General features: G+C 73.1%; 18 protein-coding genes and 2 pseudogenes. 8 read left to right on the forward strand and 12 right to left on the reverse strand.

The genetic code is table 11. The features are described 5' to 3' along the window. Positions 1 to 46 precede the first annotated feature (46 nt). Positions 47 to 901, forward strand: coding sequence for a sulfotransferase (locus QC282_RS04655; protein ID WP_279547889.1), 855 nt, complete (start codon positions 47 to 49; stop codon positions 899 to 901). 39 nt (positions 902 to 940) lie between these two features. Here the strand turns inward: QC282_RS04655 and QC282_RS04660 are convergent, their stop codons facing one another. Next, entirely contained in the window at positions 941 to 2,071 is a 1,131-nt protein-coding gene (locus QC282_RS04660) for an ATP-grasp domain-containing protein (protein ID WP_279547890.1), read from the reverse strand. 363 nt (positions 2,072 to 2,434) lie between these two features. On the opposite strand from QC282_RS04660, the gene QC282_RS04665 reads away from it, so the two are divergent. Together QC282_RS04665 and QC282_RS04670 are read left to right on the forward strand one after the other, a co-directional pair. Further along, the gene (locus tag QC282_RS04665; protein ID WP_279547891.1) at positions 2,435 to 3,295 is read left to right on the forward strand and encodes a metallophosphoesterase; all 861 of its coding nucleotides are present in this window, start codon (positions 2,435 to 2,437) and stop codon (positions 3,293 to 3,295) included. After that, complete coding sequence (locus tag QC282_RS04670) at positions 3,292 to 3,972, forward strand: 4'-phosphopantetheinyl transferase (protein WP_279547892.1); 681 nt, start codon at positions 3,292 to 3,294, stop codon at positions 3,970 to 3,972. The genes QC282_RS04665 and QC282_RS04670 overlap by 4 nt, the downstream gene beginning before the upstream one ends. A 101-nt stretch (positions 3,973 to 4,073) precedes the next feature. Here QC282_RS04670 and QC282_RS04675 read toward each other — a convergent pair whose 3' ends face one another. From QC282_RS04675 to QC282_RS04685, 3 genes are all read right to left on the reverse strand, one after another. Further along, positions 4,074 to 4,334, reverse strand: a complete 261-nt coding sequence (locus QC282_RS04675; protein ID WP_279547893.1) for a hypothetical protein — start codon at positions 4,332 to 4,334, stop codon at positions 4,074 to 4,076. A 414-nt stretch (positions 4,335 to 4,748) separates the two neighbouring features. Then, on the reverse strand, positions 4,749 to 5,282 hold the full coding sequence (locus QC282_RS04680) for a toxin-antitoxin system, toxin component (RefSeq protein ID WP_279547894.1): 534 nt from the start codon (positions 5,280 to 5,282) through the stop codon (positions 4,749 to 4,751). A gap of 32 nt (positions 5,283 to 5,314) precedes the next feature. Beyond that, positions 5,315 to 5,971 carry a helix-turn-helix transcriptional regulator gene (locus tag QC282_RS04685; RefSeq protein WP_279547895.1) on the reverse strand — a complete coding sequence of 219 codons (657 nt, stop codon included), beginning with the start codon at positions 5,969 to 5,971 and terminating at the stop codon, positions 5,315 to 5,317. Between the two features lie 223 nt (positions 5,972 to 6,194). Here QC282_RS04685 and QC282_RS04690 point away from each other — a divergent pair, with 223 nt between their 5' ends. Next, complete coding sequence (locus tag QC282_RS04690; RefSeq protein WP_279547896.1) at positions 6,195 to 6,857, forward strand: hypothetical protein; 663 nt, start codon at positions 6,195 to 6,197, stop codon at positions 6,855 to 6,857. A gap of 54 nt (positions 6,858 to 6,911) precedes the next feature. Continuing rightward, positions 6,912 to 7,233, forward strand: a pseudogene (locus QC282_RS04695) (LacI family transcriptional regulator); the annotation flags it as partial. 113 nt (positions 7,234 to 7,346) lie between these two features. Here the strand turns inward: QC282_RS04695 and QC282_RS04700 are convergent. The 4 genes from QC282_RS04700 to QC282_RS04715 form a co-directional block, all read right to left on the reverse strand. Further along, positions 7,347 to 8,282: a PDR/VanB family oxidoreductase gene (locus QC282_RS04700; RefSeq protein ID WP_279547897.1), complete on the reverse strand. Its 936-nt coding sequence runs from the start codon at positions 8,280 to 8,282 to the stop codon at positions 7,347 to 7,349. Further along, the gene (locus QC282_RS04705) at positions 8,279 to 8,467 is read right to left on the reverse strand and encodes a hypothetical protein (RefSeq protein ID WP_279547898.1); all 189 of its coding nucleotides are present in this window, start codon (positions 8,465 to 8,467) and stop codon (positions 8,279 to 8,281) included. Before QC282_RS04705 ends, QC282_RS04700 begins: the two co-directional genes overlap by 4 nt. After that, a complete protein-coding gene (locus QC282_RS04710) occupies positions 8,464 to 9,534 on the reverse strand; it encodes an aromatic ring-hydroxylating dioxygenase subunit alpha (RefSeq protein ID WP_279547899.1) in 1,071 nt (356 codons plus the stop codon). The genes QC282_RS04705 and QC282_RS04710 overlap by 4 nt, the downstream gene beginning before the upstream one ends. Before the next feature lie 115 nt (positions 9,535 to 9,649). Then, on the reverse strand, positions 9,650 to 10,945 hold the full coding sequence (locus tag QC282_RS04715; RefSeq protein WP_279547993.1) for an MFS transporter: 1,296 nt from the start codon (positions 10,943 to 10,945) through the stop codon (positions 9,650 to 9,652). A 162-nt stretch (positions 10,946 to 11,107) separates the two neighbouring features. Between QC282_RS04715 and QC282_RS04720 the strand changes: the two genes are divergently transcribed. Then, positions 11,108 to 13,159, forward strand: coding sequence for a phosphocholine-specific phospholipase C (locus tag QC282_RS04720; protein ID WP_279547900.1), 2,052 nt, complete (start codon positions 11,108 to 11,110; stop codon positions 13,157 to 13,159). Here the strand turns inward: QC282_RS04720 and QC282_RS04725 are convergent. Together QC282_RS04725 and QC282_RS04730 are read right to left on the reverse strand one after the other, a co-directional pair. Then, positions 13,062 to 14,138 (reverse strand): hypothetical protein, encoded by a 1,077-nt coding sequence (locus tag QC282_RS04725; protein WP_279547901.1) that lies wholly within the window; start codon positions 14,136 to 14,138, stop codon positions 13,062 to 13,064. The genes QC282_RS04720 and QC282_RS04725 overlap by 98 nt on opposite strands. A gap of 139 nt (positions 14,139 to 14,277) precedes the next feature. After that, positions 14,278 to 14,805, reverse strand: a pseudogene (locus QC282_RS04730) (DUF3048 domain-containing protein); the annotation flags it as partial. 201 nt (positions 14,806 to 15,006) lie between these two features. On the opposite strand from QC282_RS04730, the gene QC282_RS04735 reads away from it, so the two are divergent. Then, positions 15,007 to 16,197 carry a glutathione-dependent formaldehyde dehydrogenase gene (locus tag QC282_RS04735; protein ID WP_279547902.1) on the forward strand — a complete coding sequence of 397 codons (1,191 nt, stop codon included), beginning with the start codon at positions 15,007 to 15,009 and terminating at the stop codon, positions 16,195 to 16,197. Between the two features lie 431 nt (positions 16,198 to 16,628). Here the strand turns inward: QC282_RS04735 and QC282_RS04740 are convergent, their stop codons facing one another. Next, on the reverse strand, positions 16,629 to 17,705 hold the full coding sequence (locus QC282_RS04740; protein ID WP_279547903.1) for an ATP-dependent DNA ligase: 1,077 nt from the start codon (positions 17,703 to 17,705) through the stop codon (positions 16,629 to 16,631). A 73-nt stretch (positions 17,706 to 17,778) separates the two neighbouring features. On the opposite strand from QC282_RS04740, the gene ligD reads away from it, so the two are divergent. After that, positions 17,779 to 18,807: a non-homologous end-joining DNA ligase gene (gene ligD / locus QC282_RS04745; protein ID WP_279547904.1), complete on the forward strand. Its 1,029-nt coding sequence runs from the start codon at positions 17,779 to 17,781 to the stop codon at positions 18,805 to 18,807. 97 nt (positions 18,808 to 18,904) lie between these two features. Here the strand turns inward: ligD and QC282_RS04750 are convergent, their stop codons facing one another. Then, positions 18,905 to 21,112, reverse strand: coding sequence for a family 16 glycoside hydrolase (locus QC282_RS04750; protein ID WP_279547905.1), 2,208 nt, complete (start codon positions 21,110 to 21,112; stop codon positions 18,905 to 18,907). Between the last annotated feature and the right edge of the window lie 5 nt (positions 21,113 to 21,117).

Below are 21,117 nucleotides of genomic sequence, written 5' to 3' on the forward strand. Positions count from 1 at the left end.
CGGAGGCAAGGCGCGAGAGAGAGGTGGCACGGTGCGAGACCCGCGTATGTCTGCGATCGGCAAGGGCCTGAAGCGGCGGGGGAGGCTCATGATGCAGGCGGTCAGCCCGCCGCGCCGCGCCCTCGACGCGATCCCCGGACCCCGCCCCGCCGACGACGGCTACACCGCGCCCCCGGCCCCGCGCCTGGTCCGGTCCCCGGTGTTCGTGCTGTCCTCGGTGCGCTCGGGGTCGACCCTGCTGCGCGTCCTGCTCAACAGCCACAGCCGCATCCGCGCCCCGCACGAGATGCACTTGCGCACCGTGCACGTCCACCTGTCCCGGGACTTCACCGCGGACGCCATGAAGGCCCTCGCACTCGACAAGGACGAGCTGGAACACGTGCTGTGGGACCGGGTGCTGCACCTGGAACTCACTCGCAGCGGCAAGGACGTCATCGTCGACAAGACGCCGCCGAACACCCTGATCTGGCCCCGGCTGCGGCGATGCTGGCCCGAGGCGCGCCACATCCTCCTGCTGCGCCACCCGGCCGCCGTCGTCGCCTCCCTCACCGACCGCCGCGCCGACCCCGACCACGCGGCCATCCGCGACGAGGTGCTGCGCTACAGCGAGAAACTGGAGGAGGCCCGCGTGAACCTGAACCCGCACGTCGTCACGTACGAGGACCTCACCGCCGAGCCGGAACGGGTCACCCGGGGCATCTGCGACTACCTGGGCGTCCCCTGGGAGGCCGGCATGCTCGACTACGGCAGCAAGGACCACGGCACCTTCCGCCCGCAGCTCGGCGACTGGTCCAGCACCATCAAATCCGGCCGTATTCAGGCCGCCCGCACCGCCGACCCGGCCGTCGGCCTCCCGCCGCGTCTGACGGAGCTCGCGCGGGCGTGGGGGTACCCGGAGTAGCCCGGACCCGGCCCCACGCCCGGCGTGCCGCCGCGCCGGCTACAGGGGCAGTGCCTGTGCCGTGTTCGTCTCGACGGGCCCGGCCGGCGCGGGGAGGGCCGGCAGCAGCGGGCCCGTGTCCTCCTCGCGCTGCTGCTGCGGCAGCGACACGGGACGCAGGGGCCGCGGCCCGGACACCACCGTGTAGTCCTGCCCGAGGAACGGCGGCACCACCTCGCCGGGGTCTTCGCCCAGCGCCAGCCGCACCGCCGCCCAGGGCGCGTTGATCCCGCACAGCGACAGCTGGTGCAGCCCGCCGGCCGGGCGGGTGTTGACGTCCATGAGCACCGGCCTGTCGCCGTACATCCGGAACTGGATGTTGGACAGGTGGTGCAGGCCGAAGCCCTCCGCGATGCGCCGGGCCGGTTCCAGCCACTGCTCGTGCAGCGTGAAGCCGCGGCGCCGGCCGTTCTTGGTGCGGCCCACGGCCATCCGGACGCGGTTGTCGGGTCCGGTCAGGCAGTCCACCGACACCTCCGGCTGCTCCAGCCGCGGCATCACCAGCCAGTCCACCGGTTCGTCGGCCGCCCGCAGCGCCTCGACGACCAGGTCCAGCGGCACGTACGGGCTGGGGAAACCGTTCAGGTGGGAGAGGGAGAAGGGGGCGCGCGTGATCATGCGGAAGCCCACGCCGCCCGCCCCGGACGCCGGCTTGAAGCAGGCCCGGTGCCCGTGCGCCTCCAACTCCTCGACAGCCGCGAGCAGTTCGTCGACCGAGCGGACCCGCCACCACGGCGGCACCGGCACCCCGATCGCCTGCACGGCCTCGTAGGCGACCACCTTGTCCTGGAAGACCGCCACCGCCTCGGGGGGCGGTGCCAGCAGCGCCGTACCGGCCGCCTCGAACTCCGCGCGGTGCGCGACGACCGCCGCCTGGTGCAGCCGGGGCACGAACACGTCGATGCCGCGCCGCGCGCACTGGTCGAGCGCGAACTCCACGTACGCGGCCGGGGACAGGCCCTCCGGCTCCAGTTCGGCGGTGTCGGCGGCGGCCAGTACGGGCGAGTCGGCGTCGCCGTGCGTGGCATGGATCTCGACGGCCCGGTCGCTGGGATTTCTCCGCAGCTGATCCATGAAGAACACGTTCTCCGCGTACGTGCGGTTGAGCCAGACGCGTACGCGAGAGACCATGCAGGCCGCCTTTCACGGTTCGCGGGCAGGGCTGAGCGTCCCGTGCCCGGGCAGAACGAATGGAGGTACACCGAACCGCCCTGCGCGATGGCAAATCGAGGCGGTGGTGTTGGGGCGATCATAGGGGTTCGCGGGGTGCCGCGTGCAACGCGCGTGTCAAGGATTCCGGCCAGTGCGACGGGCCGCCCCCGCGCTGTCGCCCGGGGCCTTCTCCGGGCCCGTCCCCAGGGGCTTGTCCGAGGTCTTCTCCAGTGGTTTCCGCAGTGTTGCGGCGCGTCGCGGCCAAGGGTGCGGACCGGCCTTGTCCGGGCGCGCGGGATGTGATCTCGTAAGGCCGAACGTGTGCTCGGAGGGGGCGGGGACGTGACGTCGACAACCGACGGTCGGGGACAGGTGTGGGCCGTCAGCGACCTGCACATCGGCTATCCGGAGAACCGTGAGCTCGTCGAGCGGATGCGGCCCGCCTCGGACGACGACTGGCTCCTCGTCGCCGGTGACGTCTCCGAGAAGGTGGCGGACATCCGCTGGGCGCTGAAGACGCTGGCCGGCCGGTTCCGCAAGGTCGTCTGGGCGCCCGGCAACCACGAACTGTGGACCCACCCCGGCGACTCCGTCACCCTGCGCGGCGTCGAGCGCTACGACCATCTGGTCGAGCTGTGCCGCGACCTCGGCGTGACCACCCCCGAGGACCCGTACCCCGTCTGGGAGGGCCCCGGCGGCCCGGTCGCCGTCGCGCCGCTGTTCCTGCTGTACGACTACACGTTCCTGCCGGCCGGGTCCGCGACCAAGGAGGAAGGGCTCGCCTACGCGCACGGCACCGGCATCGTGTGCAACGACGAGTACCTGCTGCACCCCGACCCGTACCCCACCCGGGAGGACTGGTGCCGGGCGCGGGTCGCCGCGACGGAACGCCGGCTCGCCGAACTGCCGGACGACCTGCCGACCGTGCTCGTCAACCACTACCCGCTGGACCGGCATCCGACGGACGTGCTCTGGTACCCGGAGTTCGCCATGTGGTGCGGGACCCGGCTGACCGCGGACTGGCACCGCCGCTTCCGCGTCCACACCATGGTCTACGGGCACCTCCACATCCCGCGCACCACCTGGCGCGACGGGGTCCGCTTCGAGGAGGTGTCGGTGGGATACCCCCGCGAGTGGCGCAAGCGGCCCCAGCCGCCGGGACGGCTCAAGCGCATCCTGCCCGGAGAGGACGAGACGCCGTGATCGAGGAGTTGCTGCCGGACACCGCCGTCGTCGTGGAGTCCCACGGCGGCGAGGACGCCGACGAGGCCCGGCTGTATCCCGAGGAGGAGGCGCTCGTCGCGCGGGCCGTCGCCAAGCGCCGCCGGGAGTTCGCCGGCGTACGCTCCTGCGCGCGCCGCGCCATGGAGAAGCTCGGCGTGCCCCCGCAGCCGGTACTGGTCGGCGAACGCGGCGCCCCGCGCTGGCCGGACGGTGTCGTCGGCAGCATGACCCACTGCGCGGGCTTCTGCGGCGCGGCCCTGGCCCGCGCCGGCGACCTGGCGTCCGTGGGCATCGACGCCGAGCCCGCCGGGCCGCTGCCGCAGGGTGTCCTGACCGCCGTGGCGCTGCCTGCCGAGGCGGAGCGGCTGGCCCGGCTGGCCGCCGAGCGGCCGGAGGTGCACTGGGACCGGCTGCTGTTCAGCGCCAAGGAGTCCGTCTACAAGGCGTGGTTCCCGCTGACCGGCAAGTGGCTGGACTTCAGCGAGGCCGACATCGAGATCTTCGCCGACCCGGGCGACCGGCCCGGCGGCACCTTCCGCGCCGCGCTCCTCGTCCCCGGCCCGCGGGTCGGGGACCGCCGCGTCGACCACTTCGACGGACGCTGGACCGCCCAAGGCGGGCTGCTGGCCACCGCGGTGTCGATCACGCCCGCCTGAAACGGACGAACGGGCGGACGAACGGACGGGCGGGCGGGGGGCGGACGGGCGGGGGGCCCGGTCTCGGAGTTCAGGGCCCACCCGCCCCGTCCCTGCGCCCGTCAGGCCTGCGGGCACCAGTCGCGCAGGAGCCGGAAGAACGCCTCCTCGTTTCCGTTCAGGCCCGCCTCCGACAGCGCCAGTTCGGCCTCCGCGAGGACGGACGGCGGGACGACGGGCGGGGCGGCGGGCCGTGCGCCGGGCTCCCGGCGGGGGTCCGGCGGACCCGACGCCGTGTCGAGCGAGGCCCGCACCGTGTGCAGCAGCCGGAGGTAGGCCTGGACGGCGGTGCGCTCGCGGTCGGTCAGTACGGCAGTGGGCATCGGTCGGCTCTCCCCGGGTCGGCGTCGTCGTGTCCCGCGCCGTGGCGCGTGCGCCCCCGTACGGCGGCGCGGTCCCAGCTTGCCGCCCGCCACTGACAATCCGGCCGCGCCGGACGTGGGTTCGCCCGCTCGGCGGAGGCGGGACGTCCCGGAAACCCCCGGTGGAACGGTATTCCGGTGCCGGACGGATCGGCCCGGGGCACCTCGCGGCGGCGGTGGCGGTGCACCGTGCGGCAGCGGTGCGGCTCACGGCAGTGCGGCGCGGCTCACGGCCGCACCGGGTGCGCCCCCGGCCGGTCCGGGGCCGGCCGACCGGCACCGTGGCGTCCCCGGGGTGCCCGCGCCGACCCGGCGGCGCGCGAAAGAGCCCGGCTGCCCGACGGCCGCCAGGTTGAAGAACGCCGTGCCCCCCGCTCAGCCCTGCTGACGGCCCAGGTAGCCCAGGGACGCCTCGATGCGGCCGGCCAGCCGGTCGCGCTGTACCGGGCCGCGCAGCGACGAACCGGCCAGCCACGTACGGCACTTGCTCGCCAGCAGCAGGCCGAAGCTCTCGGCCTCCTGCTCGTCCGCGAGGTCGAACCGGGTGCGCGCCGCCACCTTCAGGACCGTCGCGTGCAGATCGGCGTCGTCGTCGAGCAGCCGGGCCGCGACCGCCGCGCCCTCCACGTGGTGCGCGCAGTGCCCGGCCTTCATGTGCCACAGCTCGTGCCCGAGGATGACCAACTGGTGGTCCGGCGCGGTGCGTTCCTCGATCACGACGAGGTCCTGCTCCGCCATGTCGAGCCACAGCCCGCTCGCCGTGCCGGGCGGGAAGGCGGCCGTACGGAAGAGGACGGGACGACCGCGGCGTCTGCTCATCGCGTCGCACAGCGCCCCGTACAGGTCGGCGGGCCGCGCCGGTGCGGGAAGCGTCAGCTCCGCGACCAACTCGCCGCACAGGCGGCGCATTTCCCTTGCGGTTCCCACACTTCTCCCCACGGTCAGGACTCGGGCCGCTTGACGCTCTCCAACAGCATGTCCAGCCACTCCGCGACCTTGTCGCGGTGCTGGTCGGTGGGCAGCTGCGCGGCCCGCCAGGCGATCCCGCGGACGCCGTGGTCCTGCAACAGCCGCTCCAGCGGGTCGTCGGCCGCCGCGGCGGCACGGCGCTCGGTGTCGGCGAGCTTCTGCAGCAGCTCCTGCTCGGTGCGCTGCAGGGCGCTCGTGAGCGCCTCGGGGTCCTCGGCCGTGAGGAAACCGGCGTGCACCCGGAAGAAACGCTGGATGGCGTCGCAGTGCTCCATCGTGGGGCGCCGGTCGCCGTTGATGAGGGCGCCCGCCTGCTGCCGCGACATGCCGGCGCCGTCGGCTATCTCCTGCTGGGTGTACTTGCGGCCGTTCGGCTTCAGCCGGGTGCGGCGCAGCAGGTCGAGGCGCTGGAGGAAGCGGGCCTGCACATCGGGTTCGCCCGCCTCACGGCCGCTCAGCAGGGCTTTGACCACGGACTCCGGGACGCCGGAGGCGACGGACAGACGGCCGGTGTCGAAGACTTCGGCGTGCGGCACTCCGAGCCGGTCGGCGAGTGCGGTGACGCGGGTGACGACGGCCGTCAGCTCGGCCGAAGGCGTGACGCCCGGACCCTCGAAGCCATCCGTCACCGCCAGATCTCCTACGTCTCTCACAGGCTTCTCACAAGCGGTTGCCGTGAACTTCCCGGAGAGTAGCCCGTGTCTCGAACTCACATCCAGGTCTCGCCACAACTGTGGCCAATTTCAGCCGTGAACAGGCATGAAATGCCACGATAGTTGACATGGCAAGCTTCTGGGCAGCAGGATCGGGGCGCCGCGTGAAGGCCGCATAGGCAAGAGGGGTGACCTCCCGATGGCGTTTCAGGCAGGAGGGCAGCGGTCGGCGCCGCGGCCCGTCCCCGAAGGTTTTGAGGACCAGGCGTACGTGCGGGACTACGCCAGCTATCTGGAAGCCGTGCCCTTCCCCTCCCTCGTCGTCGACCACCGCTGGGACGTCGTCCTGGCCAACAGCGCGTTCCGGTCGCTGTTCCGCGAGGTCGGCCCGCATCCCACGGCCATGCCGGGGGACAACTTCCTGCGGTTCGTCCTCTTCCACCCGGACGCGGGCACGGTCCTCGGCGAGCACGAGTCGAGCTGGTGCCTGCCGATGCTGGCGCAGTTCGCGGACGCCATAGAACGGCACGGGCACGATCACGCGCTGCAGGCCGTGCGCCGGGACATCGCTCAGGACCCGATCATGGAGGCCGCCTACCGACAGGGCCTGCCGCACTGGATCCGCGCCGTGGGCAAGGGCGCCGTCGAGCACGACGGGGCGGTGCGCCCGCTGTTGCACCCCGACCCGCGCTGGGGCAGCACCGAGTGCCGGATCGTCGTCGAGACCCCGAAGACGCTGCGGGACATGGGGTACACGCGCCTGACGCTGGCCCTGCGCGAGGCCCGCCGGGCCCCGGCCGCCCGCGAACGCGGCGTGCGTCGCACCGCCGCCCATCTGAGGGTGGTCACCGCCCCGGAGTGACGGCCGCCGGCCCGCTCCTGCGGCTGCCGGTCCGCTCGTGGTTTCCTCGGCCCGCCCGAGCTCCAGAACCCCATCTTCCCGGCCTTCGCCGAGGTCATCGGCGGTGCGCTCGCGCAGCTCGGACTGACCCCGGTGCTGTGCACGCAGCTCAAGGGCGGGGTGCCGGGCCGACTACGTGGAGCTGCTGCTCCAGCAGCAGGTCTCCGGCGTCGTCTTCGCCGTCGGCCTGTCCGCGCAGGCCGACGCGCCCCACGACCACTACCGGCGGCTCGCCGACCGCAACATCCCGGTCGTCCTCGTCAACGCGGCCATCGGCGACCTCGGTCTCCCGGGCGTCTCCTGCGACGACGCCGTCGCGGTCGAGCAGGCCTGGCGGCAGCATTCCTTACTCTGTGCGACGTCTTGAGGGTAGATGTTGTGCGTCGCTTGAGTGTGCGGCGTCCGCCGCTCCCGCCAACGCGCGGCTCCTGCCCGGCCAGGACCTGCGGATCACAGGTCCAGCACGAGCCGCTTCCCCCGGCAGCGCGACACACAGATGAGCATGGTCTCGCCGGCCGCGCGTTGCTCCTCGGTGAGCACCGAGTCCCGGTGGTCCGGAGTGCCGTCCAGGACGTCCGTCTCGCAGGTTCCGCACGTGCCCTCGGCGCAGGAGTAGAGGACCTCGACGCCCGCGGCGCGCACGCTGTCCAGCACGGACACGCCGGGCCGGACGGTGACCGCGAGTCCGCTGCGCTCCAGCACCACCTCGAACTCCCCGTCGTTCCCCGCGGGTTGCCGCCTGGGCCGAAACCGTTCGACGCGCAGCACCCCCGGCGGGCAGCGCTCCTCGACGGCGTCGAGCAGCGGCCCCGGGCCGCAGCAGTAGACGAGCGTGCCGTCGGGCGGTGCGGCCACGACCGCGTCCAGGTCGAGAAGCCCGCACTCGTCCTGCGGCGCGAGCGTGACCCGGTCTCCGTAACGGCCCAGCTCCTCGGCGAACGCCATGGAGGCCCGCGTGCGCCCGCCGTACAGCAGCGTCCACTCGGCGCCCGCCGCCTGCGCGGCGGCCAGCATCGGCAGGATCGGGGTGATGCCGATGCCACCGGCGACGAACCGGTAGCGGGGCGCGGGCTGAAGCGCGAAGTGGTTGCGCGGCCCGCGCACCCGCACCCTGTCGCCGCGCCCCAACCGCTCGTGCACGTACGCCGATCCGCCGCGCCCGTCCGGCTCGCGCAGCACGGCGATCCGCCAGGTGTCCCGGTCGGCCGGATCGCCGCACAGCGAGTACTGCCGCTGCAGCTCCGGACCGAGCACGACGTCGATGTGGGCGCCCGGTGTCCAGCGCGGCAGCGGTTCACCGACCGGGTGGCACAGGGTGAGGACGGCCACGCCGTCGGCCGCGAACTCCCGCCCGGACACGACGAGTTCGGTCTCGTACTCGGTCACGAGGCGTCTCCTGCCGGTTCTTCGGTGCCGGTGGGCCGGTGCCCCCGCGGGTGGGCGAGCATCCACTCCCACATGGCGACCGGGTCCTCGGCGCGGTGCTCGGCGCCGCAGTGGCAGGTGCCGTGCAGGACGTCGGTGCCGGGCAGCCAGTCGACGCGGTAGACCTCGCCGGTGGACGGCGTCACCGGACCCCCTCCACGGGCTTGGCGCCCTCCTCGACGAGCCGGGCGAGGATGCGGCGGGCGGCCAGGCCGCCGGTGTCGATGTTGATGCTGAGCTCCTGGTAGCCGGCGCGCTCGCTGCCGAGCGTCCGCTGCAGCAGGTTGAGCGCGTCGACGTCCTGCATGACGACGGTGTGGTTGTTGGCCCGCAGGAACTCGGTGACCTCCGGGTCGTCGAGCGCCCAGTCCCGGGACACCGCCCAGAAGTCGTACACCCTGCCCTCGGCGGACGGCGTGATCGCGTAGGTGATCTCGGTGTGGAAGCCGTTCGGGTCGCTGCCGTCCGGCTCGGGCAGCACGCCGACCGGGGCGACGCGGCTGTGCAGCAGATACAGGCAGGGCGCGTGGTACTCGATGTCCTGGCACCGCATGATGCGGCCCTCGATGCCGGTCGAACGGGCGTAGAACGGCGGGCACTCGGCGTCGTCCATGTGCCGGCCGACCCTGACGGTCCCGGCGCCCTCGTCGACCTCCGTGGTGATCGGGGTCTCGGCGACCTCGGGCGTGCCGATGTAGCCGCCGTGCAGATAGGTCTCGTGGGACAGGTCGAGGAGGTTGTCGACGAGGAGCCCGTAGTCGGCGTCGATCGGCTCCATGCCGCGCACGGTCACCCAGCCGGGGGAGTCCAGGTGCCGGGCGCGCGGAACGGTCTCGGGGTCGGCGAGCGCCGGGTCGCCGATCCACACCCACACCAGCGAGTCCCTTTCGGCCACCGGGTAGGAGGCGACCCGCGCGGTGCGGGGCACGCGTTTCTGGCCGGGCACGTACACGCACGTGCCCGTCGTGTCGTACGTGAAGCCGTGGTAGCCGCAGACGATCCGGTCGCCGTCGAGCCGGGTCGGCGCCTCGGACAGCGGATAACGGCGGTGCACACAGCGGTCGTTGAGGACGACCGGCGTGCCGTCCCGCTCCGTCCGGTACAGGACGAGCTGCTCGCCGAGAACCGTCCGGCCGAGCAGCTCGCGGCCGACCTCGTGACTGTGGGCGGCGACGTACCACTGGTTCCTGGCGAAGGCGGTGATGTGCGGCATGGAGCGGCTCCCGTCCCTGAGAAGCGGGGCCGTGCCGCCCCGCGTGCCGTGGTGGGCATCAGATTCGTGACGCCCGCCACGCCCCGGCAAGGCCACTTCCGTCAGGCGGAAGGCGTCAGCGTTCCAGTTCCTTGTGCGCCGTCTCCGGCAGCCGCAGGTACACCAGCGACGACAGCAGGCACAGCACGGCGACGTACCACGGGAACAGCCCGGAGTGGTCCAACTCCTTGAAGAGGGTGCCCACATACGGGGCGGTGCCGCCGAACAGGGCGACCGTGAGGGAGTACGGGAAGCCGATGCCGGCCGCGCGCACCCGCGGCGGGAACACCTCCGCGTTCACGGCCGCGCTGATCGACGTGAACCCGGTCAGCAGGATCATGCCCGCGCAGCTCACCAGCAGCATCACCACGAACGAGTCGCTGAGCAGGTGCAGCAGCGGCACGCACAGCAGGGCGAAGCCCAGGCCGAAGAACAGCAGCAGCGGACGCCGTCCGAAGCGGTCCGAGAGCAGCCCGCCGAGCGGCTGGAGCAGGCCGAAGAAGGCCAGCGAGAGCGTGCCCGCGAGGAGCGCGTCCGACTTGGCGAGACCGGCGTTGAGTTCGGCGTACGTCGGCAGGTACGACGTCCACGTGTAGTAGGCGATCGTGCCGCCCGCGGTGATCCCGCCGATCAGCAGGGACTCGCGCGGATGACGCCGCAGCGCCTCCAGCAGGCCGGGGCGCGGCGCCCGCCGCTGCTCGGCGCTGCGGGTCTCCTCGGCGCCCCGCCGGATCCAGAACCCGACCAGGCTGAACAGCGCCCCGAGCACGAACGGCACCCGCCAGCCCCAGTCGTGCAACCGCCCGTCGGACAGCGCCGCCACCAGCAGCGCCGCGATGCCGGACGCGAGCAGCTGGCCGGCGGTCGTCGACACGTACTGGAAGCTGGAGAACAGGCCCCGGCGGCCCGGCCCGGCCGACTCCACGAGGAACGTCGTCGACGCCGCGAACTCGCCGCCCACCGACAGCCCTTGCAGCAGCCGCGCCAGCACCAGCAGGACCGGGGCGAGCACACCCGCCGTGTCGTACGACGGGGTCAGGCCGACCAGCAGGCTGCTGCCGCCCATCAGCAGGATGGTGACCGTGAGCGCGGCCCGTCTGCCGCGCCGGTCCGCGACCGCGCCCATCAGCAGCCCGCCCAGCGGCCGCATGAAGAACCCGACCGCGAACACCGCGAACGTCGACAGCAGCGGCACGAGCGAGTCGTCGGCGCTCTCGGGGAACACCTCGGCGGCGATGTACGTCGCCAGGAACGTGTACGCGTACCAGTCGTACCACTCCACGGCGTTGCCCACGGAGGCGGCGAGGAGCTGGCGTACGGGCCGTCGCGTCGGAATGGATGCCGTGTGCATACGAGTCATGACCGCGACCATCCCCGGGCGGCCGATGCGGCACACGTCGTACGGGCGACTTTCACATGGGCGCCATCGGACCCTTTCCTGACGTTTGGTGCTCCTGGAACACTCCTTTCGCGCGCGTTCCGTCACACCCGGCCGCTCCACCCCCCCCGTTTCCCGGCGAGAGGTCCCCCCGTCATGCCCGAAGTCAACCGGCGCCGCTTCCTCCAACTCGCGGGCACCACCACGGCGTTCACCGCGCTGTCCGCCAGCATCCAGCGGGCCGCCGCGCTCCCGGCGAACCACCGCTCGGGGACGATCGAGGACGTCGAGCACATCGTCGTCCTCATGCAGGAGAACCGGTCCTTCGACCACTACTTCGGCACGCTGCGGGGCGTCCGCGGCTTCGGCGACCCCCGCCCGGTGCGGCTCGGCAACGGCAAGTCGGTGTGGCACCAGGAGAAGGACGGCACGGAGGTGCTGCCCTTCCACCCGGACGCCGACGACCTCGGCATGCAGTTCCTGGAAGGGCTCCCGCACGGCTGGTCCGACGGCCAGGCCGCCTACCGCGACGGCAGGTACGACGGATGGCTGCCCGCCAAGGGCACCACGACCATGGCGTACCTGACGCGCGAGGACATCCCCTTCCACTACGCCCTCGCCGACGCGTTCACCGTCTGCGACGCCTACCACTGCTCGTTCATCGGCTCCACCGACCCGAACCGCTACTACATGTGGTCCGGCCACACCGGCAACGACGGCAAGGGCGGCGGCCCGGTCCTCGGCAACGACGAACTCGGCTACGACTGGACGACCTACCCCGAGCGCCTGGAGCGGGCCGGCGTCTCCTGGAAGATCTACCAGGACATCGGCGACGGCCTGGACGCCGCCGGCCACTGGGGCTGGATCGAGGACGCCTACCGCGGCAACTACGGCGACAACTCCCTGCTGTACTTCACCAAGTACCGCGACGCGAAGCCCGGCGACCCGCTGTACGACAAGGCCCGCACCGGCACCGACGTGAAGAACGGCGACGGCTGGTTCGACCGGCTGCGCGCGGACGTGCGGGCCGGGACGCTGCCGCAGATCTCCTGGATCGCCGCCCCCGAGGCGTTCTCCGAGCACTCCAACTGGCCCTCCAACTACGGCGCCTGGTACATCGCGCAGGTCCTCGACGCGCTCACCTCCAACCCGGCGGTGTGGGCGAAGACCGCCCTGTTCATCACCTACGACGAGAACGACGGCTTCTTCGACCACGTCGTGCCGCCGCTGCCGCCGAAGTCCGACGCGCAGGGCCGGTCCACCGCCGACGTCTCCCTGGACGTCTTCCCCGGCGACAAGACCCACGTGGAGGGCTTCTACGGGCTCGGACCGCGCGTGCCGATGCTCGTCGTGTCGCCGTGGAGCAAGGGCGGGTTCGTGTGCTCCGAGACCTTCGACCACACCTCGATCCTGAGGTTCATGGAGCGCCGCTTCGGCGTCCGCGAGCCGAACATCTCCCCGTGGCGGCGCGCCATCTGCGGCGACCTGACGTCCGCGTTCGACTTCTCCCGCAAGGACAGCAGGCCGGCCGCGCTGCCGGACACCGACGCCTACGAGCCGCCGGACCGCGAACGCCACCCCGACTACCGCCCCACGCCGCCGGCCGACCCGGCGCTGCCCGGGCAGGAACCCGGCCTGCGCCCCGCCCGCCCGCTGAAGTACGCGCCGCACGTGGACGGTTCCGCGGACCCCGGCGCCGGGACGCTCACGCTCACCTTCGCCTCCGGCGCCGAGGCGGGTGCCGCGTTCCTCGTGACGTCCGGCAACCGCGCCGACGGCCCCTGGACGTACACCACCGACGCCGGCCGGACCGTCTCCGACACCTGGAACGCCGCGTACTCCGAGGGGTCCCACGACCTCACCGTGCACGGCCCGAACGGCTTCCTGCGCGCCTTCCGGGGCCGGGGCGGCGCGGCGGGCCCCGAGGCGACCGCCCGGCACAGCGGCGACGACATCCGGCTGACCTTCACGAACGCGGGCTCCGGCACGGTCCGCCTGACCGTCACCAACGGCTACGGGGGAGCGCCGGCGACCGTCACGGTGCGACCCGGCGCCACCGTGCGGCACACCGTCGACCTCACCCGCAGCCGCCGCTGGTACGACCTCACGGTCACGTCGGACTCCGACCCCGCCTTCCTGCGCCGGTTCGCCGGCCACGTCGAGAACGGCCGACCGGGCGTGAGCGACCCGGCGATCGCCACCGAGTGACACCCGGCGCCAGGGCCGTGCCCCCGACGCCGCAGCGTGCGAGGTGCCCCGGCTCCGGCTGCCGGGGCACCAGCGGCGGTTGTGGGGCGGGCGGCGCGCTTAGCGGGGCCGGGACGGCGGCGACCGGGTGAGGACCGGCCCCGGCGGCGCCCGCCGGGCGCGGGACCGCCCGGGTCAGCAGGACGACACCCCGGGCCGCCAGGACAGCGCCCGCCACGGCCGGCAGCGCGCCCGCCGGGCCGCCCCGCAGGCGCTCACCGAGGAGGGACAGGCCGATCACGGCGGCGGCCACCGGGTTCGCCAGGGTCACCGTCGCCAGCGGCGCGCCCAGTCCGCCCCGGTACGCCGTCTGCGCCAGCAGCAGCCCGCCCGCGGCGAACACGGCCACCAGCAGAGCCACGCCCACCACCTGCGCGCCGAGCAGCGGCCCGGAACGGTCCGTCACCGCCACCGTCACCGTCTGGGTCAGCGCCGACGCGACCCCGGACGCCACACCGGACGCCGTCGCGTGCCGCAGCCCCGGCCGCGCGCCCGGCCGGGCCAGCGCCCCGATCAGCGCCGCCGTCACCGCCGCGACCGCCAGCGCCTCGGGCACGCTCAGCACGTCGTCCGGCGCCGGACCCGACGCCACGACGAGCAGCGCGGCCAGACCGGCCAGCGTCCACGCCGTGCCGCGCCACTCCACGCCGGTGACCCGCCGCCCCGCCAGCCGCGCCCCCAGCGGCACCGCCGCGACGAGGGTCAGCGCGCCCAGCGGCTGCACCAGGGTCAGCGGACCGTACCTGAGAGCCACCACGTGCAGCAGCGCCGCCGCCGCGTTCAGCGCGACCGACCCCCACCACGCGCCGCTGCCGAGCAGCCGCGGCGCACCGGTGCCGGGACTGCGCGCCGCCAGCCGCTCCTGGGCGACGGCGGCGGCCGCGTAGGCGACGGCGGAGACGAGGGAGAGGGCGACGGCGACCAGCGCCGCCGGACTCATCGGCCCGCTCCGGCCGGCAGGGGCTCCTCGCCCGGCACGGACCCGTCGGGCTCCTCGGCCGGAACGGACCCCTCCGGCCCTCCGGCCGGCACGGCCCCGTCGGCGGGCATGGGCTCCGGCCGGCCCCGACGCCGTACGGCACCGCGTCCGCGCGCACGTAGAGGTTGTGCGGCGCGGCCCGCCCGGGCTCCCGGAAGTAGCCGTCCCGTTCCTTCTCCGGCGGCGCGGCCCGCAGCGGGGCGTCGTCGATCAGCGGCTTCAGCTTGCCCTGCGCCCCCGAGTAGGCGAGCGTCGGGCGCCGGAACTGGGCCAGCAGCTCCAGATCGGACTCGCGGGCACTGCGCACCGGCCCGACGGTTTCCGGGAGCTTCGTCGCGTAGACGGCCATCAGCCGGCTCAGCCCGCCCTCGACCTGCTCCACGTACACCACGTCCGCGGCGTCCAGACCCGCGTGGGGCCGGGCGGCACGGGCGTTGTCGATCTTCACCGCGAGGACGGAGGCGGTGGTGTCCGCCGTGCCGCGCGACGGCTCCCGGCTCGCCGCCCGGCCGTCGTCCGGTCCCGGTCCCGGCCCCGTCGTGCAGCCCGCCGCGAGCGCGGCCGTCACCGCCGCGGCCAGTACCGCCGCTGTCGTCGTGGCGCGCCCGACGCGCGCCCCTCGTGCCATGGCCACCGTCGCCCACCCTGTCCTGTTCACTTGATTGTGCGCTTTTCCAGTCGAAGCTGGCCATACCCGATCGATTCCGGTCGCGCGCGGTGAATGGGCCGACCGGCCCACGCCAAGGTTCGGCACAGGGGCGCCGGGTACCCGGGCGCCACCGTGGGACCGGAGGGCCACGACCGAACGCTGACGGAGGGAGCGGGCGCGATGAGGGCAGTGACGTGGCAGGGCAAGCGGGACGTGCGCGTGGAGAACGTGCCCGATCCGAAGATCCAGGAGCCGACGGACGCGGTCATCCGCGTCACGTCCACCGGCCTGTGCGGCTCCGACCTGCATCTGTACGAGGTGCTCACCCCGTTCATGACACCCGGCGACATCCTCGGACACGAGCCGATGGGCATCGTCGAGGAGGTCGGCGCCGAGGTCACCGACCTCAAGCCCGGCGACCGGGTGGTCGTCCCCTTCCAGATCGCCTGCGGGCACTGCTTCATGTGCTCCACCGGGCTGCCCACCCAGTGCGAGACCACCCAGGTCACCAGCGAGGGCATGGGAGCCGCGCTGTTCGGCTACACCCGCCTGTACGGCGCCGTCCCCGGCGCCCAGGCCGAGTACCTGCGCGTCCCACAGGCCCACTTCGGCCCGATCAAGGTCCCCGAGGGCCCGGCCGACGACCGCTTCGTCTACCTCTCCGACGTCCTGCCCACCGCCTGGCAGGCCGTCGCCTACGCCGACGTCCCCCAGGGCGGCACCGTCGCCGTCCTCGGCCTCGGACCCATCGGCGACATGGCCTGCCGGGTCGCCCAGGTACGCGGCGCCGGGCGGGTGTTCGGCGTCGACCTCGTACCGGAACGGCTGCGCCGGGCGCGCTCACGGGGCGTGGAGACGTACAACCTGCGGGCCTTCGACAACGAGAAGGAACTCGTGGCCGCCATCCAGGACGAGACCGACGGCCGCGGCCCCGACGCCGTGATCGACGCCGTCGGCACCGAGGCCCACGGCAGCGTCGCCGCCCGCCTTGTCCAGCAGGCCTCGGCGATGATGCCCCGCCGCCTGAGCGGCCCGCTCGCCGAGCGCTTCAGCGTCGACCGGCTCGCCGCCCTGCACACCGCCATCGAACTCGTCCGGCGCGGCGGCACCCTCTCCCTCGTCGGCGTGTACGGCGGCATGGCCGACCCGATGCCGATGCTCACGATGTTCGACAAGCAGCTCCAGATCCGCATGGGCCAGGCCAACGTGCGCCGCTGGACCGACGAGATCCTGCCCTACCTGACGGACGAGGACCCCCTCGGCGTCGACGACTTCGCCACCCACCGGCTGCCGCTGGCGGACGCGCCGCACGCGTACGAGATGTTCCAGCGCAAGCAGGACGGCGCGGTGAAGGTCCTGATGGAACCCTGACGGCCGGCCGACGGCTCCCTCGGGCGCCCCGCCGACTCCGCACGGAACCGTCGGGTGACGGGGAATCCGCGGGCGGTACGGAAGTCCGCGGCGGCACGGAAACCTGCGGGCGGCACGGAAGTCCGCGGCGGTACGGAAACCGGCGGGCGGCACGGAAGTCCGCGGCGGTACGGAAACCTGCGGGCTGTGCGGAACTCTGCGGCGGTACGGAAGTCCGCAGCCTCTTCGGCGGCACTCGCCGCCGGGGTTTCCGGTCCGGTGACGGTCCCGGTCGGATGTCACGCCCCTCGGGGGCCGGCCCCCGCCGGGTTCGGGGCGGCAGTCCCGGCCGGCTCCCGGCCGGGTTCCGGGCAGGTTCCTCACCGGCTTCGCGCGGCAGCCGACCGCGCGGTCCCGGACGGCGGTCGGCGGCGGTCCTCGGACGCCGGCCGCTACCGCGCTTCCGGCGGCGCGAAGATCTCCGCGAGGTCGTAACGCACCGGCTCCTCCAGCTGCCCGTACGTACAGCTCTCCGGCGTGCGGTCCGGGCGCCAGCGGCGGAAACGGGCCGTGTGCCGGAAACGCGCCCCGTTCTCCATGTGGTCGTACGCCACCTCGGCCACCCGCTCCGGCCGCAGCGGCACCCACGACAGGTCCTTCTTCCCGGACCAGCGGCTCGGCGCCCCCGGCAACCGCGCCGTCTCGTGGGCCGCCTCGTCCGCCCACGCCGCCCACGGATGCCCGGACACGTCGTCCATGCGCAGCGGCTCCAGCTCCGCCACCAGCTCCGCCCGGCGCTTCATCGGGAACGCGGCCGACACCCCCACGTGCTGGAGGGCGCCCCGGTCGTCGTACAGACCGAGCAGCAGCGAACCGACGACCGGGCCGCTCTTGTGCAGCCGGTAGCCCGCCACGACCACGTCCGCCGTCCGCTCGTGCTTGACCTTGTACATGGCGCGCTCGTCCTGGAGGTACCGCACCCCCGGCGGCTTCGCCACCACCCCGTCCAGACCGGCGCCCTCGTACTGCTCGAACCACTGCCGGGCCACCTCGACGTCCGTCGTCGCGGGCGCCACGTGCACCGGTGCCGTGACCCCGGACAGGGCCCGTACCAGCAGCGCGCGACGGTCCGTGAGGGGCACGTCGAGCAGGGACTCGTCGTCCAGGGCCAGCAGGTCGAAGGCGACGAACGAGGCGGGCGTCCGCTCGGCCAGCGTGCGCACCCGCGAGTCCGCCGGATGGATGCGCTCGGTCAGCGCGTCGAAGTCGAGCCGCCCCTCGTGGGCGATCACGATCTCCCCGTCCAGCACGCACCGCTCGGGCACCCGCTCCTTCAGCGCCGCGACCAGCTCCGGGAAGTACCTCGTCAGCGGCTTGGTGGTGCGGCTGCCCAGCTCCAGCTCGGGGCCGTCGCGGAACACGATCGCGCGGAACCCGTCCCACTTCGCCTCATAGTGCATGTCCGGCGGGATACTCGCCACGGACTTGGCGAGCATCGGCTTCACGGGCGGCATGACCGGGAGATCCATGGTCCGATTCTGCGCCCGGAACATCCGGTCCGCCCGGTGTGCGAGGTCCGTCCGCCACGCCTACCGTGGCCGCATGGGTGACGCGGTGGAACTCGAAGCGGGCGGGCGGACAGTACGCCTGTCCAGCCCCGACAAGGTGTTCTTCCCGGAGCGCGGCTTCACCAAGCTGGACCTCGCCCGGTACTACGTGGCCGTCGGCCCCGGCATCCTGCGCGCCCTGCGCGACCGCCCCACCACCCTGGAGCGCTACCCCGACGGGGTGACCGGCGAGTCGTTCTTCCAGAAACGGGCCCCCAAGAACATGCCCGACTGGATCCCGACCGCCCACATCACCTTCCCCAGCGGCCGCAGCGCCGACGAGATGTGCCCCACCGAGGAGGCGGCCGTGCTGTGGGCCGCCCAGTACGGCACCCTCACCTTCCACCCCTGGCCGGTGCGCCGCGGCGACGTCGACCGCCCCGACGAACTCCGCATCGACCTCGACCCGCAGCCCGGCACCGACTACGACGACGCCGTCCGCGCCGCGCACGAACTGCGCGCCGTCCTGGACGAGTTCGGCGGCCTGCGCGGCTGGCCCAAGACCTCCGGCGGCCGGGGACTGCACGTCTTCGTGCCCATCGAGCCCCGCTGGACCTTCACCCAGGTGCGGCGCGCCGCCATCGCCGTCGGCCGCGAGATGGAACGCCGCATGCCGGACCGCGTGACGATCAAGTGGTGGAAGGAGGAACGCGGCGAGCGGATCTTCATCGACTACAACCAGACCGCCCGCGACCGCACCATCGCCTCCGCCTATTCCGTACGGCCCCGCCCGCACGCCCCCGTCTCCGCGCCGCTGCGCTGGGAGGAGGTCGGGCAGGCCCACCCGCGGGACTTCGACATCGCGACCATGCCCGCGCGCTTCGCCGAACTCGGCGACGTGCACGCGGACATGGACGATCACGCCTACTCCCTCGACGCCCTGCTGGAACTGGCGACGAAGGACGAACACGACCACGGGCTCGGCGATCTGCCGTACCCGCCCGAGTACCCGAAGATGCCGGGCGAGCCCACGCGGGTCCAGCCGAGTCGGGCCAGGAAGGACCGTCCCCCGGCCGCCTCCTGAACCCCGGCCCGGCTCCCTGACCGGCCCGGCAACCGGCCGGTCAGGTGCCCGGTGGGCCGGTGGGCCGGTGGACCGGTGGCCCGGTGGGCCCGGTGTCCTACAACTCCCGGATGCGCACGTCCCGGTACGAGACCACGTCCGTCGTGCCGTGCACCTGGAGCCCGACGTAGCCGGAGGCGAAGCGCCGGCCGTCCGTGCCCGGGTCGTCCGGGCGCGGCGGCTCGAAGACCTGGCCGCCGGTGTTGTCGAACTCGTTGATCAGCACGCCGTTGCGGTAGACCGAGTAGCGCTGGTCGACCACCCGGATCTCGTAGTCGTTCCAGGTGCCCTTCGGAGTCACGCCCGCGCCGGACAGCCCCACGCGGTCGAAGCCGTAGACCGACCCCGTCTTGTACATGTCGCCGTCGGGCCGGTCGAACACCTGCACCTCGTGCCCGTACTTGATGGCCACCCACTCCGGCCGCGACTCCTCCGGGTGCTCGTGGACCCACGGGAACCGCACGAACACACCGGAGTTGGCGTTGCCCGTGCCCGGCGCGTCGTCACGCCACTGCAGACGCAGCGAGAAGTCGCCGTACTTGCGCTCCGGGAACCACAGCATGCCCAGGCCCGGCTTCGTGGTGCCCGAGGTGATCGACCCGTCCGCGTTCAGCGCGAACGAACCGCCGCCCACCTGCTCCCACCGCGCGAACGACTCCGCGCTGCCGTCCAGGATCTTGCGGTAGCCCTCGGTCTGCCCGGGCTTGCCGATCCCGGACTGCCGGGCGGCCCGCGTGATGGCGTTGTACTCGCGCTGGTCGACGACGCCTTCCTTCAGCAGCGCGTCCAGCACGGACTTCACGTGCTTGAGGAACAGGGCGTGGGACGTCCACTCCTTCTCGTCCTCGATCAACTCGTTGATCCGGCACCGGTTGTTCGTGACCCGGTTCGGGACGCCCGAGTCGACCGTGCCGACGATCACCGTCAACCGCTCGTCGTACTCGGGGCAGTCCGGCGCGGGCACCCCGCCGCCGGCCACCACCGTGAAGCTCACGGTGCGCGGCTCGGAGGTGTTGCCGGCCTTGTCGGTCGCACGGTAGGCGACGGTGTGGGCGCCTGCGCGGTCGACCGTCAGCGGTGCGGTGTATGCGATGTACGGTCCGCCGTCGAGGGAATACTCGATACCGGCGACACCGGAACCGCCCTCGTCCGTCGCCCCGATCGTCACCCGCGCGCTGCCGACGTACGCCCCGTCGGAGTTCTTGGTGCCCTCCACGGTCACACCCGTCACCGGCGGCGTGGTGTCCTGCGGAGGCGCCGAGACGATCGTGAACTCGACGCTCTTCTCGGCCGCCGCGTTGCCCGCCTTGTCGGTGGCGCGGTACCGCACGGTGTGCGTGCCGGCCTCGTGCACCATCACGGGCGCGGTGTACGCCTGCCAGGCGCCCTCGCTGCCGATCGCATACTCAATACTGTTGACGCCCGACCCGGTGTCGGACGCGGTGACGGTGACCGTCGCCATGTCGACATAGGTCCCGTCGGGATTCCGTTCACCGCTGACCGTCGCCGAGGTGTCCGGCGGCGTGCTGTCGTCCGACGGCGGGGCGACGACGGTGAACGTGACGCTCTTCTCCGCCGACACGTTGCCCGCCTTGTCCAGCGCCCGGTAGCGGACCGTGTGGTCGCCGACCCGGTCGACCACGACCGGCGCCGTGTACGGCTGCCAGGCGCCGTCGGCCCCGACCGCGTACTCGATCCGGTCCACGCCGGAACCGCCCGCGTCCGTGGCGCTGATCGCCACGCTCGCCGAACCCACGTACTGGCCCTGGGCGTTCTGCGTGCCGCGCACCTCCGCCGTCGCCTCGGGCGCCGTGGTGTCGTCCCCGCCCGCGTCGCTCACCACGAGGACGCCCCGCATCTCCCCGTGGCCGGGGATCGTGCAGTGGTACAGGTACCGGCCGGGCGTCAGGGTGACCTCGGCGGTGTGCCGGCCGTCCTGGTCGTCGTTCGGACTGGCCAGGATGTTCAGCTGCACGTCGCTGTTGTACTCGGGGTCGCTGGTGACGAACGTCAGCGTGTGCGGCATGCCGGTGGTGTTGCCGGTCGCCGCGCTGTTCTCGAAGACGATCGTCGCCGGGCCCGCCACCGCCGTGGCGGGCGCGGACGCGTACTTGGTGATGTCGTCGTCCGCCGTCCAGGTGAGGACCTGCGCGGCCCGCACGGACGGGGTGTCCTGCCCGGCGGCCGTCGTCTGCAGCCCCAGCGTCATCAGCAGACCGGCCAGCAGGGCGGCCCAGACTCTTCGTTGCCGTATCAGGAGTGTCATGGGTG

Origin of the sequence: Streptomyces sp. DH24 (assembly GCF_029813775.1) — a bacterium.
In the GTDB taxonomy this organism is placed as follows: Bacteria; Actinomycetota; Actinomycetes; order Streptomycetales; family Streptomycetaceae; genus Streptomyces.

Excerpts from the sequence above, each read along its gene's own strand:
- QC282_RS04675 (WP_279547893.1), bottom strand. The coding sequence starts at position 4,334 with ATGCCCACTGCCGTACTGACCGACCGCGAGCGCACCGCCGTCCAGGCC.
- ligD (WP_279547904.1), top strand. The coding sequence starts at position 17,779 with ATGGGTGACGCGGTGGAACTCGAAGCGGGCGGGCGGACAGTACGCCTG.
- QC282_RS04735 (WP_279547902.1), top strand. The coding sequence starts at position 15,007 with ATGAGGGCAGTGACGTGGCAGGGCAAGCGGGACGTGCGCGTGGAGAAC.
- QC282_RS04710 (WP_279547899.1), bottom strand. The coding sequence starts at position 9,534 with ATGCCGCACATCACCGCCTTCGCCAGGAACCAGTGGTACGTCGCCGCC.
- QC282_RS04680 (WP_279547894.1), bottom strand. The coding sequence starts at position 5,282 with ATGCGCCGCCTGTGCGGCGAGTTGGTCGCGGAGCTGACGCTTCCCGCA.
- QC282_RS04750 (WP_279547905.1), bottom strand. The coding sequence starts at position 21,112 with ATGACACTCCTGATACGGCAACGAAGAGTCTGGGCCGCCCTGCTGGCC.
- QC282_RS04690 (WP_279547896.1), top strand. The coding sequence starts at position 6,195 with ATGGCGTTTCAGGCAGGAGGGCAGCGGTCGGCGCCGCGGCCCGTCCCC.
- QC282_RS04715 (WP_279547993.1), bottom strand. The coding sequence starts at position 10,945 with ATGGTCGCGGTCATGACTCGTATGCACACGGCATCCATTCCGACGCGA.
- QC282_RS04660 (WP_279547890.1), bottom strand. The coding sequence starts at position 2,071 with ATGGTCTCTCGCGTACGCGTCTGGCTCAACCGCACGTACGCGGAGAAC.
- QC282_RS04655 (WP_279547889.1), top strand. The coding sequence starts at position 47 with ATGTCTGCGATCGGCAAGGGCCTGAAGCGGCGGGGGAGGCTCATGATG.
- QC282_RS04740 (WP_279547903.1), bottom strand. The coding sequence starts at position 17,705 with ATGGATCTCCCGGTCATGCCGCCCGTGAAGCCGATGCTCGCCAAGTCC.
- QC282_RS04725 (WP_279547901.1), bottom strand. The coding sequence starts at position 14,138 with ATGAGTCCGGCGGCGCTGGTCGCCGTCGCCCTCTCCCTCGTCTCCGCC.
- QC282_RS04720 (WP_279547900.1), top strand. The coding sequence starts at position 11,108 with ATGCCCGAAGTCAACCGGCGCCGCTTCCTCCAACTCGCGGGCACCACC.